The 12,630-nt window shown below is 59.2% G+C and carries 13 protein-coding genes; 6 read left to right on the top strand and 7 right to left on the bottom strand.

Features of this window, described 5'->3' with window-relative positions; all coding sequences use genetic code 11:
- Positions 1–31 precede the first annotated feature (31 nt).
- The gene (locus BI364_RS04420) at positions 32–619 is read left to right on the top strand and encodes a CBS domain-containing protein (RefSeq protein ID WP_070077722.1); all 588 of its coding nucleotides are present in this window, start codon (positions 32–34) and stop codon (positions 617–619) included.
- Between the two features lie 27 nt (positions 620–646).
- Here BI364_RS04420 and BI364_RS04415 read toward each other — a convergent pair whose 3' ends face one another.
- The 3 genes from BI364_RS04415 to BI364_RS04405 all read right to left on the bottom strand — a co-directional run bounded on the left by BI364_RS04415 (position 647) and on the right by BI364_RS04405 (position 4,088).
- Entirely contained in the window at positions 647–1,426 is a 780-nt protein-coding gene (locus tag BI364_RS04415; protein WP_083251158.1) for a DODA-type extradiol aromatic ring-opening family dioxygenase, read from the bottom strand.
- Positions 1,427–1,434: 8 nt separating this feature from the next.
- Positions 1,435–3,291 (bottom strand): dihydroxy-acid dehydratase, encoded by a 1,857-nt coding sequence (gene ilvD / locus BI364_RS04410; RefSeq protein ID WP_070077720.1) that lies wholly within the window; start codon positions 3,289–3,291, stop codon positions 1,435–1,437.
- A gap of 95 nt (positions 3,292–3,386) precedes the next feature.
- On the bottom strand, positions 3,387–4,088 hold the full coding sequence (locus tag BI364_RS04405; protein WP_070077719.1) for a VIT1/CCC1 transporter family protein: 702 nt from the start codon (positions 4,086–4,088) through the stop codon (positions 3,387–3,389).
- A 227-nt stretch (positions 4,089–4,315) separates the two neighbouring features.
- Here BI364_RS04405 and BI364_RS19085 point away from each other — a divergent pair, with 227 nt between their 5' ends.
- The 5 genes from BI364_RS19085 to BI364_RS04390 all read left to right on the top strand — a co-directional run bounded on the left by BI364_RS19085 (position 4,316) and on the right by BI364_RS04390 (position 8,590).
- On the top strand, positions 4,316–4,705 hold the full coding sequence (locus BI364_RS19085) for a sulfur oxygenase reductase family protein (RefSeq protein WP_156782621.1): 390 nt from the start codon (positions 4,316–4,318) through the stop codon (positions 4,703–4,705).
- Positions 4,645–4,947, top strand: a complete 303-nt coding sequence (locus BI364_RS18890) for a sulfur oxygenase reductase family protein (protein ID WP_156782620.1) — start codon at positions 4,645–4,647, stop codon at positions 4,945–4,947. Before BI364_RS19085 ends, BI364_RS18890 begins: the two co-directional genes overlap by 61 nt.
- 312 nt (positions 4,948–5,259) lie before the next feature.
- On the top strand, positions 5,260–6,711 hold the full coding sequence (locus tag BI364_RS04400; RefSeq protein ID WP_197495859.1) for an amino acid permease: 1,452 nt from the start codon (positions 5,260–5,262) through the stop codon (positions 6,709–6,711).
- Between the two features lie 7 nt (positions 6,712–6,718).
- Positions 6,719–8,092, top strand: a complete 1,374-nt coding sequence (locus BI364_RS04395) for a glutamate decarboxylase (protein ID WP_070077718.1) — start codon at positions 6,719–6,721, stop codon at positions 8,090–8,092.
- A gap of 90 nt (positions 8,093–8,182) precedes the next feature.
- A complete protein-coding gene (locus BI364_RS04390) occupies positions 8,183–8,590 on the top strand; it encodes a DUF4332 domain-containing protein (RefSeq protein ID WP_070077717.1) in 408 nt (135 codons plus the stop codon).
- Positions 8,591–8,813: 223 nt separating this feature from the next.
- On the opposite strand, the gene wecB is transcribed toward BI364_RS04390, so the two are convergent.
- The 4 genes from wecB to BI364_RS04370 all read right to left on the bottom strand — a co-directional run bounded on the left by wecB (position 8,814) and on the right by BI364_RS04370 (position 12,623).
- Positions 8,814–9,932, bottom strand: a complete 1,119-nt coding sequence (gene wecB, locus BI364_RS04385) for a non-hydrolyzing UDP-N-acetylglucosamine 2-epimerase (protein WP_070077716.1) — start codon at positions 9,930–9,932, stop codon at positions 8,814–8,816.
- 237 nt (positions 9,933–10,169) lie between these two features.
- Positions 10,170–11,420: a glycosyltransferase gene (locus BI364_RS04380; protein WP_083251157.1), complete on the bottom strand. Its 1,251-nt coding sequence runs from the start codon at positions 11,418–11,420 to the stop codon at positions 10,170–10,172.
- A gap of 352 nt (positions 11,421–11,772) precedes the next feature.
- On the bottom strand, positions 11,773–11,940 hold the full coding sequence (locus tag BI364_RS17775) for a hypothetical protein (RefSeq protein ID WP_156782619.1): 168 nt from the start codon (positions 11,938–11,940) through the stop codon (positions 11,773–11,775).
- A complete protein-coding gene (locus BI364_RS04370; protein ID WP_070077714.1) occupies positions 11,937–12,623 on the bottom strand; it encodes a phosphatidylserine decarboxylase in 687 nt (228 codons plus the stop codon). Before BI364_RS04370 ends, BI364_RS17775 begins: the two co-directional genes overlap by 4 nt.
- Positions 12,624–12,630: the final 7 nt, after the last annotated feature.

Genomic DNA, 12,630 nt, shown 5'->3' with positions numbered 1-12,630 from the left:
AGAAAGCTCACGTTCCGAAAGGAGTCACGACATGCCAACACAGCGACTGCACCCCCATCCCCTGCAGGCCGGCACGACCGTGGCCATTTGCAAAACCTGTCTACCGGAGCACGTCTCAGCAGACAATCCGGCACTGGACGTGATGACCGACCTGCAGCGCATCAAGGCGGTAACCACCGTCGACGGCGCCAGCCTGGACAATGCGCATCAACGGATGATCCATACCGGTGTGCGCCTGTTGCTGGTATTGGACCGCAACGGCGCGGTCGTCGGCTTGATCACCGATCGAGACCTGATGGGTGAAAAACCCATGACCATGGCCGCCCGCGAGCATATTTCCCATGATCAACTGCGGGTTGAGCACATCATGACCTCAGCGGCAGAGGTACAGGTGATGGACATGCGCGAGGTGGAGCGGGCGCGGGTATCGGATGTAGTGCAAGCGTTACGCGAGGCCGACCGACAACATGCCCTGGTCGTCGAGCACGATACGCACGGCGGGCCGGTCGTGCGCGGCGTGTTTTCGCTCAGCCAGATTGGACGCCAGATGGGAACCGAACTCAAACCTTCCGGCATTGCACAGAGCGTGGCCGAACTGGAGCACCTGATTCATCACTGATGATGCGGGGCCCGGCACCTCAATCCATCAATCCCAGGCGAAGGCGCTCATCGACAGCGTGCCGAAGCCAAAGGAACGGTGTAATACCCGGCCATTCGGGTCGTATGCCGCACCCAGGGCCACCGGCAAGGGTAGATAGTGTTCGGGGGTCGGGTGGTTGCGCCGCGCTTCAGGCGCAGCTTCGAGGTAGGCGACCAGCGCCGCTTCGTCCCCAGTCGTCACTGCCGCGCACAACCAATCGTCGAAATCGCCGGCATAAGCGACCGGCGGCTCCCCCTCCGACGATTGGCGCAGGTCGGCAAGATTGTGGGTGGCACCGCCACTCGCCAGGATCAACACACCTTCATCACGCAAGCCACGCAGCGCCCTGCCCAATCGCAGGTGGTGGCCGGCATCCCGCATCGGTTGTACGGAAAGCTGTACCACCGGAATATCCGCTTCTGGATACATCAACATCAGCGGCACCCAGGCACCATGGTCGAAGCCGCGCTCGCCATCCATCGCTGCCATAAATCCCGCGCCGTTCAACAGCGCAAGCGCCTGCGCAGCCAAGGCAGGATCACCGGCCGCTGGATAGCGCTGTTCATAGAGCATCGGCGGGAAATTATAGAAATCGTGAATAGTGGGCGGCCAGGAAGCGCCGCCCAGCATAGGATCGCCGGTTTCCCAGTGCGCCGACACGCACAGAATCGCGCGCGGCCGGTACTCGACGCCCAGCGCCCGCAAGAACTCACGCACACGACTCGGCTCGAACGGCATCATCGGGGAGCCATGGGAGACGAACAGGCTCGGTGCACGGGCACTCACCCTGAACCTCAGCGCTTGTCTTCGAGTTGACTGACGTCGCGTACCGCGCCGCGCGAGGCCGAGGTAGTCATCGCCGCATAGGCGCGCAACGCGGGCGATACCTCGCGCGTGCGGTTCGCTGGCTTCCAGGCTGCTGCGCCGCGCGCCTCCATGGCCGCACGCCGGCTCTCCAGCACCTCGTCGCTGACCGCGATGCGGATGCTCCGCGCCGGAATATCGATCTCGATCCGGTCGCCCGGTTCAATCAAACCGATCGCGCCACCCTCACCAGCCTCTGGCGACACATGGCCGATCGACAATCCGGAGGTGCCGCCGGAGAAGCGTCCGTCGGTGATCAACGCACAGGCCTTGCCCAGACCCTGCGATTTCAGGTAACTGGTGGGATAGAGCATTTCCTGCATGCCCGGCCCCCCTCGCGGCCCTTCGTAGCGGATGATAACCACATCGCCGGCCTTGATCGCGCCATCGAGAATCTTCTCAACCGCCTCCTCTTGGCTTTCGCAGACGACCGCCGGGCCGGAAAAGCGCAGGATGGATGCGTCAACACCCGCGGTCTTGACCACGCAACCGTCAACCGCGAGATTGCCGTAAAGCACGGCGAGGCCACCGTCTCGACTATAGGCATGCGCGATATCTCGAATGCAGCCGTTTTCACGGTCGAGGTCGAGCGTCGGCCAACGCTTGTCCTGGCTGAAGGCCTGTTGCGTAGGCACATTGCCGGGCCCGGCGCGATACAACGTGGTCACGGCCTCATCGCGTGTCCGGCACACGTCCCAAGTATCCAGCGCCTCGCTCATGCTCGCGCTGTGTACCGTGGGCACGTCGCGATGTAACAATCCGCCGCGATCCAGTTCGCCGAGCAAGCCCATCACGCCACCGGCACGATGCACGTCTTCCATGTGATACAGCGGAGTAGAAGGCGCAACCTTGCACAGATTGGGTACCTGGCGCGACAGACGATCCATGTCGCTCATCGTGAAATCAACACCGGCTTCTTCGGCGGCAGCCAGCAAATGCAACACGGTATTGGTCGATCCACCCATGGCAATGTCCAGGCTCATCGCGTTCTCGAAGGCCTCGAAGGTAGCGATGGCACGCGGTAATACCTGGGTATCGTCCTGTTCGTAATAGCGACGCGCCAGCTCGACCACTTGGCGCCCGGCGCGGCGAAATAACGCCTCGCGATCAGCGTGCGTGGCCAACAGCGAACCGTTACCCGGCAGCGATAACCCCAGCGCCTCAGTCAGACAGTTCATGGAGTTCGCGGTAAACATGCCAGAACAGGACCCACAGGTTGGGCAGGCCGAACGCTCCATGATGTCCACATCCTCATCGCTCTCATGCGGATTGGCGGCCGATACCATGGCGTCGACGAGATCGAGGTGCACGGTCTTGCCGCCGATCACTGCCTTGCCGGATTCCATGGGCCCGCCGGAGACGAATACCGTGGGGATGTTCAGCCGCAGTGCGGCATTGAGCATGCCGGGCGTGATTTTGTCGCAGTTGGAGATACACACCAGCGCATCGGCACAGTGCGCATTGACCATGTATTCCACGGCATCGGCGATCAGCTCGCGCGAGGGCAGAGAATAGAGCATGCCGCCGTGACCCATGGCGATGCCGTCGTCAACGGCGATGGTATTGAACTCTTTGGCCACACCACCGGCCGCCTCGATCTCACGCGCAACCAGCTGGCCGAGATCCTTGAGGTGCACGTGACCCGGCACAAACTGGGTAAACGAGTTGGCGATCGCAATGATCGGTTTATTGAAGTCGCCGTCCTTCATGCCGGTGGCGCGCCACAAGGCGCGCGCGCCCGCCATGTTTCGGCCGCGGGTAGTGGTCCATGAACGGTATTGCGGCATGTCAAACCTCTGGGCTAGCGGTATCCGGGCCGCACGCGCGGCCATGAAACGGCCAGTTTAGACCGAATCGGGACCATCTCGCCAAACCTCTCGTGCTATCCACCTACGCCAACACGAAACAATGCGCCCACACCAGCGGTCACACCCATGGCCAAAGCCCCCCAGAACGCCACGCGAACGGCACCGACCAGCGCAGGCGCACCACCGGTGCGCGCAGCCAACGCGCCGAGCACGGCAAGAAACACCAATGATGCGGCAGCCACCCACACGGCGAGTACTGCGGTAGGCGCCAACAATGCAGCGATCAGTGGCAGGCCCGCGCCGACCGAGAAGGTCGCGGCAGAGGTCAATGCCGCCTGCACCGGACGGGCGTTCAGCACCTCGGAGATACCTAACTCATCACGCGCATGCGCGGCCAGCGCATCCCCGGCCATCAACTGATCGGCGACCTGCTCGGCCAGCGCCCGATCTAAACCACGCGTGACATAAATCGCAGCCAATTCGGCACGTTCATGCGGTTCGTTGGTCGCCAGTTCATGACGTTCTCGCTCGATATCGGCATGCTCGGTATCAGCCTGGGAACTCACTGATACATATTCTCCAGCGGCCATCGACATCGCCCCGGCCATCAAACCCGCACCACCGGCAACCAGGACCGCCGAATGCGATGCATTCGAGGCGGCCACGCCCAGAATCAGGCTAGCAGTGGAAATAATGCCGTCATTCGCACCCAAAACGGCGGCTCGTAACCAGCCAATGCGCTGCGTCCGATGGGTTTCACGGTGGGTTGTGGTCACTCTAAATACTCCGAAATCAACAAGGTAATGGTGCAAGGGTGGCGATGAGGTTACGCCGACCACGAATATAACATTCGCAACGCGGTATGCATGGCGAATATTACGTTACGGACGATAGCAGACACGCTCCGGCAGCAGCCTCTCAATAATAAAAACCCACCGAAATCCGCATGCGATTACGAACACTCTAGGCTATCCACTGAACGAATTCGATCACGATCAGTCGCATGAATAGCCAGGGGCGATTTTTTCACCCTAAATTCGATGGAAATTGCAGTCGGTTTCATGTCCAATCAAAATCCCATTATCGGCATCAACATGCGCAAGGCAAGTACCACGCAAGGCAATTTGAAGCCATGATGAAGATGGGCCATAAAATGTGCATCACCACACGATTCCACCCTGAGTTCTTCGACTTCGAGCAGCCCACCCAAACCGACACACTCCCCATGGCCAGGCGTTACGGGGGGTATATCAGTCGGCATGCACGATACGCCACGCCCTATCGGAATGTATCAATGCACCGTGTGGCAGGACGTTCATTCTCACGCAATGAATACATCACGATAATTTCAATGAAATTCATGAATTATGCGACAGGTCCCTCGATATGCTGATCGAGCGCATCTGGGAGCCTTATTGTGAAGTGGTGAAATCAGATTTACCGAGAATTCCGTACATGACCGACACGCCTTGTGCGCTCGGCAGCACCTTCGCACGTGAAGCCCTGACGTCCAAGATCGCGTCGGCATCGAAACGTGTCATAGCCGATCATTGGGTGGCGCACAACCACGAAAGTGATGTTGATAAAACACCGCACAAACCTTCGCCTGAACGGAGGAAAACGTACCGAACATGAATGGCTGGTCCTACGCGAACCATAATGAGCAAATCGAAAAATCTTGTGATGCACAGGTGCTGGCCAGTGTCCTGACCGACAGGCGTCCCGTGGCTATCGGCGAGCACCTCGCCAAACCACTGTAAGCGTCGCGCGCCACGGGGAACGGAGCAAAATCCGCTTTCGGATTGCGGCAGATGCGGTGCCTGCAACGCAGCACATCATTGAAAAAGGAGAACGATATATGACGCCACCCAGCATGCCTGAGCACCTAGGACAAAGCCCGAACCCGCTTGTGTCATCCAGATCCAGACTGCCGGGAAACCTATCGTATTGAATACGCGCGCGCCCGTGGCGAGCACCGATCCACACGGTCATCGTGACAATGCCCGTGGTGGTCTTGGCGTGGTCACGCTCACGCTGATGACCGCAGCACTGTTCCTGACCCTGCGCAACATGCCAATGATGGCCGCGACGGGGTTGCAGATGGTGTTCTTCAACGCGGTCACGGTATTCGCCTTTCTCATACCCATTGCGCTGGTATCAGCAGAGCTGGCCACCACTTGGCCGCGCAATGGCGTGTTCCACTGGGTCGAGGAGGCCTTCGGCACACGTTGGGGTTTCGTCGCGGTTTGGTTGCAGTGGGTGCAAAGTCTATTCGGCATCACCTCCATTCTGTCTTACGTCGCCGCCAGCCTCGCCTGGGCAATTGACCCCAAATTGGCGAGCGACCGCTATTTCATCGTCGCCGTGATCTTGGTCGTATATTGGACGGCAACGCTGGTCAATCTGCGCGGCACACGTGCCTCCGGATTGATCTCCAGCGTGTGCCTGGGTGCCGGCGTATTGCTGCCGAGCCTGGTGCTCATCGCCCTTGCCACGTGGTACGTCATCCAGGGCCATCCGCTGCACCTGAACCTCTCATCGGCCGCATCGAATTGGCTACCACTCGCCCACCCGCAGCAATCGCTGGTGCTGTTTCTGAGCTTCATCTTCGGCGTGGTCGGCATCGAGGTTTCCGCCAGCCATGCGCGCGAAGTGCGCAACGTACGCCGAAACTATCCGATGGCCGTGTTTGCCGCCGCCGTGCTCGGTTTTGCGGTAACGCTGCTGGGCGGACTGGCGGTAGCGGCGATCATTCCGGTTCAACAGCTCGACTTGGTCTCGGGCGCCACGCAAGCCCTCGCCCGGCTGCTCGATCTCGCCCATCTGCCGGCTCTCGCGCCGGTATTCGCGCTACTGGTGGCCTTCGGCGCCGCGGGTCAAGTCAGTACCTGGGTGGTAGGCCCAATCAAGGGGTTATGGGCCGCGGGGTGTGCTGGAAATCTGCCGCGACCACTCCAAGCCGTGAACGCACACGGAGTACCGCGTAACCTGCTCGTCGTCCAATCGCTGGCCATGAGCACGGTGGCCCTGATATTTCTCATCGTACCCTCGGTGAATACCGCCTTCCTCCTGCTCACTTCGGCGGCGGTCGTGCTCTATGCAGCCATGTATCTCATGCTGTTTGCTGCTGCCATCCGCCTGCGTTACAGCGAACCCGACGCGCCCCGCCCCTACCGCGTGCCGGGCGGGCGCACCTGGGGCCTATGGTTGGTTGCCGGCACCGGTTTTGCCACTACGCTTGCGTGCCTGTTGATCGGCTTGCTGCCGCCCGGTAGCGGTATTGCCGAGGATGCCTACACACCGGCCATGCTCGCCACCCTCACCATCATGCTCATCATCCCCCTGCTGCTTCACCGCTGGCGCCGTCCCACCTGGACAATCGCCGCCAAACCGGAGTAACTCGAACATGGTCAAGAAATTACTACCAGATACCGATCTCGCCCCCACCTATGGCTCCCGCGCCATGTCCGAGCCGGTGCCGAAATATGCCTTGCCGGATGGTGAGATGGCGCCGCAAACCGCCTATCAACTGATCCACGATGAACTCATGCTCGACGGCAACGCACGCCTCAATCTGGCCACCTTCGTCACCACCTGGATGGAGCCTGAGGCTGAGCGATTGATGGCCGAGACCTTCGACAAAAACATGATCGACAAGGATGAGTACCCACAAACCGCCGAGATCGAGACCCGCTGCGTCAACATGATCGCGCGTCTATTCAACGTCCCTGATGACGGTGCGGCGGTAGGCGTGTCGGCAATCGGCTCCAGCGAGGCAGTGATGCTCGCCGGCATGGCGCTCAAGTGGCGCTGGCGCGCGCGCCGCGAGGCCTCCGGCAAGTCTGCCGACAAACCCAATCTGATCCTCGGCGCCAACGTGCAGGTCGTGTGGGAAAAATTCTGTCGCTACTGGGAGGTCGAACCGCGCTACATCCCCATGCGTGAGGGACGCTACGTGATCACGCCGGAGGAGGTGCTTGAGCGTATCGACGAAAACACCATCGGTATTGTGGCCATCCTCGGCACTACCTTCACCGGCGAGTTCGAACCCATCGAGGCGATTCACGATGCCGTGGTCGCGCACAACAAAACGCATGGCCTGGTCGTACCGCTGCACATAGACGCCGCGAGCGGCGGTTTCGTCGCACCCTTCATTCACCCGGACCTGCGCTGGGACTTCCGCCTGCCCAACGTCGTCTCCATCAACGCATCGGGCCACAAATACGGCCTGGTCTACCCCGGCGTCGGCTGGGCCGTATGGCGTAGCCAGGAGCACCTGCCCGAGGACCTGGTGTTCCACGTCAACTACCTCGGCGGCGACATGCCCACGTTTACCCTCAATTTTTCCCGCCCCGGCAACCAGATCGTCGGCCAGTACTACAATTTCCTCCGTCTCGGCCGAAAGGGCTATACGCGTATCATGTCAACGCTGCGGGACACGGCCACCGAACTCGCCGCGCGCATCTCCAAGCTCGGCCCCTTCGACCTGCTTAGCGACGGTAGTGCGATTCCGGTCTTCGCCTTTCGCCTCAAGGATGCTTCACGCTACTCGGTATACGATGTTTCCGAGCGCCTACGTATACGCGGCTGGCAGGTACCCGCATACACCATGCCGCCAGAGGCCCAGAACATCGCCGTACTGCGTGTGGTCATACGCGAGGGCTTCTCGCGCGACATGGCTGACCTGCTGCTGAACGACCTATCCAAGGTAGTCGACGAACTCTCGGCATCGCCGCCCACCCACCCCAAAACCGCGGACGGACGCTTCCACCACGGCTGATGAGTACCAGGGCGGCATGGCATTGTTCGCAGAATGTGCTATGCCAATAGACGGCCGCTTCGGCTGTATCCATCCGTAAGGGGAAGACTCATGACGATATCGATCAGCAAGTTGCGCGGCATGAACCAAGCATTGGCGGACAAACTCAAAAAGAGCGGTATCAGCCAATCCGACAAACTGCTCGAGGCGGCAGCTACGCCGGCCGGACGCAAGCGGCTTGCCGCCGATACCAGCACTCGCGAGCGCGACATCTTGGAACTCGCCAATCGCGCCGACCTTGCCCGGATCAAGGGTGTCGCGGGCGTCTTCGGAGACCTGCTCGAACAAGCCGGAGTAGATACGGTCAAGGAACTGGCTACGCGCCGACCCGACAACCTTCATACCAAGATGTGCGAAGTCAACACGCAGCACAAAGTTGCCGGGCGGGCACCCACACTCGGGGAAATCGAAAGCTGGGTGGCCGAAGCCAAAAGGATCGGCGGCAAGTTGCAATATTGATACCAGTCAATGCGGGCAAGCAAAGCCCTATGCTTCGTTTGCCCGCATTGCCCGGCAGGTGTCCACCGATGCGAAGGTCCCCATTAGGTATGGCGGGCACCATGGCATCCCATAACACCTCTGTGCTGGAGGATTTGATAGTTTGCCACCTGAATGGCTACTTGACCCTGGCTTGCATCGGCGACAACGATACGCGGATAGCCAACGGGTCATCGGCTGCGCCTCACGATGTCGATGCACCGCCCTCGGCAACAAGACGACGCAAGCTTTGTACGACTCGATCGGCGGTATGCCCATCCCAAAACTGCGGCGGCACGGCATCCACTCGCGGCGTACTTGGCAAGGTGTCGACGGCCGTACGCAGTTGTGAAGGCCGCAGCAAGCGGTTAGTGCCGTGCGTGACCGTGATCGGCCGCTCGGTATTCTCACGGAGCGTTAGGCAGGGAATACCGAGATAGGTCGTTTCCTCCTGAATCCCACCGGAATCCGTGATGACGACTGACGCACCGACCACCAGGTTCATGAACTGGATGTAGCCCAGAGGCTCCAGCAAGGTCACTGCGGCATGACACTCCAGCTCAGCCAGCAGACCGGCGGCGACAAGCCGACCACGCGTTCTAGGGTGAACCGGGAACACGAGCGGCACCCGCTCACTCACCGCAATCAGTTCGTTCACCAACATCTGCAACGTCTGCGGATTATCCACATTCGAGGGCCGGTGTAAGGTCACAATCCCATAGGCCGCATGGTCGAGTCCGAGAGATTGGCGTGTCGTATCGGTTTCTATTTTTTCGCGCAGCAGTTCGAACGAATCGATCATGATGTTACCGACGAATTCGATCCGGCTCTCGGGTACACCCTCGGCCTTGAGATTCTCATCCGCATCGGGGGATGGAGTCCACAACATATCGGCAATCGAATCGGTCACCAGCCGGTTGATTTCCTCCGGCATGCTACGATCACGACTGCGCAAACCAGCCTCAAGATGGGCGACGTGGATTCCAAGTTTCACGCCCACCAACGTACACGCCATGGTCGAATTCACATCACCCACGACGATGATTCTATCTGGCGGGGCCTCAAGACAGACTTTTTCATAGGCCAGCATGACACCCGCTGTCTGCTCCGCATGCGTGCCACTACCGACATTCAGGTGCAGATGTGGCTTCGGCAAATTGAAATCCGTAAAAAACGTATCCGACATATTTTTGTCGTAATGCTGTCCGGTGTGAACAAGGCGCACGTTGCACCATGGCTCCCTGATCAGCGCGTGATACAACGGCGCCACTTTCATGAAATTCGGGCGTGCCGCGGCGATCAGATCTACGGTAACGGTCGACATAGACGCTCCCTGTAATGGGCAGTAGTGACATGAGCATGCCTGGATATGCATCGAAGTGCATCGGGCACTCCACCGCCCGGCTAACATTACCCGACCCAGGTTTCATTTTCTTCACTTGTTGGACGATGACATCGTGCGCCATCGACCTCCGATCTGACGTTTCGAATAGCGTAATTGACTCGCCGGCGCACCCACCCCGAATCCGCGCCACCCCCCTTCTATGCATATACCATTCGCTCATACTGGAGCCAGCCGGTCCATCAGTTCATGCAATTGTGCCGCACCCGCTCGTCTCGAGTAATGCATCACGGCATCACGACTGATCGGTTTGAACGACGCCTGACGAATACCATCAACAAATTCAAGCAGACGATTTGCGATGGCCTCGCTATCCAGGATATTCGCCGTCAGACCCGCGCCCTCTCGCCTGATCAGAGCTGCGGTATCTCCTGCCTCATCCACCAGCCCCAGCACCGGATTTCCGACACGGAAATATTCGTATATCTTGGCTGGCACCTGGGCGTTGAATTCACTGCCCTGGAAAAGCAGCAAACCGTCAGCTGCCGATTGCTCTGCAAGCGCCGAGCCACGATCCGTGCCTGGCGCCAACTCGACGACGTCTCCCAGGCCATATCGCGCCACCATTTTCGCAAACATTGGCTCGGACCCGCTGGCGCGCAGGATAACCCGCAATGCTGCGGGTACCAGTCTCCCATCACTCAGTAATGAACTGATTGCCCTGAAAAACGCCTCGGGATTGCGGCCTCGCGGATACAACACGCCGCTGTGCACCAGGACGACCGGTTCGCCAATAGCCTTCGGCACTGGCTCACGTGCCCAAGCGAGCCCGGAGAAAGCCTCCTCGTCAAAGCCATTCGGAATGACGACGAAGGGACCATGTTCGATATCCGCATAACGCGCCTCGTACAACGCACGCGCACCCTGCGTGACAAAAACGCATGCACTGGCCTGCCGGACCGTCTCGCGCTCCACCCATGCGAGTGTCTTCGCGGTCAAGCGTTTCTCTTGTCCAACGGGCGCGGCAACCGGATCCCGAAAATCGGCAATCCAGGGAATACCCGATCGTTTGTGCAAACTTGCTGCGATCAAATGCGACGTGGCGATCGGATAAGTCGACCAGATGACGCGTGGCTTGTCGCGTGCGACGATACGCATGCCACAGCGCACTGCCGACACCCACCACGAACTCCAGCGGTCAGGTTGGGCAAGCCATAATGGGTAGCGACCCCGAATACCGATATGACGTCTGATATCCAGGGCAAAGGTCCTCACTACCTCGCATGAAGATGGCACCATGCCAAGCGTCGAGGGATCTCGTCTCGGATAAGCTAGGGCACGTGGGGTCAGTACAACCACTTGTTGACCTGATTCCCCCAAATAACGCGCCATACCCAAGGTACGCAGAGCGCCACTGACTTCGGCGGAAGGCGGAAAGTGGTAGGCAATCATCAAAACCTTATCGCTCAAATTTCCTCCTGCGTTACACCTGTCAAACACCCGCCACGATAATTCCGAATAATTTTAGCGAAGCCATCATGCAAAACGCCGTGACATTGACCAATCGTCGCACACCAGCTGTTTTTTTGATTATTACAATTCCACGGTTTTAGGCATGAAATTTCGATAGCAGAAAATATTTTCCGCCTAAAATCAAGTAATCGAATAGATATTCACTAATACAAGAGAACATGGACCGATTCTGTCCCTCCCAGGGCATCGACCAATCTTCGAGTTCCAGCATAATGAGATGCACGCCTCCGACCCACAGCACCTTCTGAATCAGACATGCCACGGCCGCCCGGCAATCGTCTGCGCCTTATCAGGCTAGCACCCAATAGACCCACCACAGACCAGCGACCCAAATCAACAGGACCGGTAGTACCGCCCTGCGAATCGAGAACGAAGTGATCCGCCAGGCGTAATCGAACGTGAGCAGGACAACCGTTGTGACGAGTGCTGCGCCCGCGACCACATTCCATAAATTCATCGGGTATCGCTCCTTGCCTTAGCGATCACTGTCTCACCCGCCCAAACCCGCTCCCCCAGCCTCACCAAAACCGGCCAGTCTTCGGGCAGCTCCAGCACCACTGTACTGCCCAGCAATATCTTGCCGATGCGCTGACCGCGCGCGACGTGTTCACCCACACGGACCCACGCCTCCAAACGCCTGGCCGCCAGGCTGGTAATCAACCGAATCGCCACCGGGCCGTGTGCGGTGCGTAACGCAATTCGCTTCTGTACCGGGCATGTCTTTTCCTGGAGGAATGCAAAATCCCGTCCCTCCCCATCCATATAATCGCTGCCCGCATCTTCAATCGACTCCACCACGCCATCCAGTGGATTGCGCTGAATGTGCATATCCCAGAAACTCAGTGCCACCACCAAATAGCGGGTGCCATTTCGCGTCTCCAGCGAGGTAATCAAACCATCGGCTGGCGCCACCAGGCCAGGTTCCGCCGGCACTTGGCGCTCGGGATCACGATAGAAATAGCGCAAATAGGTTTTGTCAAAACCGCCTTCTCGCAACCATTTTCGGATCAATCCCTCGGGCCAGCGCTGCCGCGCTGGCAGCCAGCGTCGGATCAATGGTGATGGATAGGGGAAATTCAATGCCCACAATGACAATGCAATCGCGCAGGCGGACAGTATTAAAAGGTCGATCAACAGCATTGAGTCA

It is taken from the genome of Acidihalobacter yilgarnensis, from assembly GCF_001753245.1.
Classification (GTDB): domain Bacteria; phylum Pseudomonadota; class Gammaproteobacteria; order DSM-5130; family Acidihalobacteraceae; genus Acidihalobacter; species Acidihalobacter yilgarnensis.
This window is presented reverse-complemented; position numbering and strand designations above follow the sequence as displayed.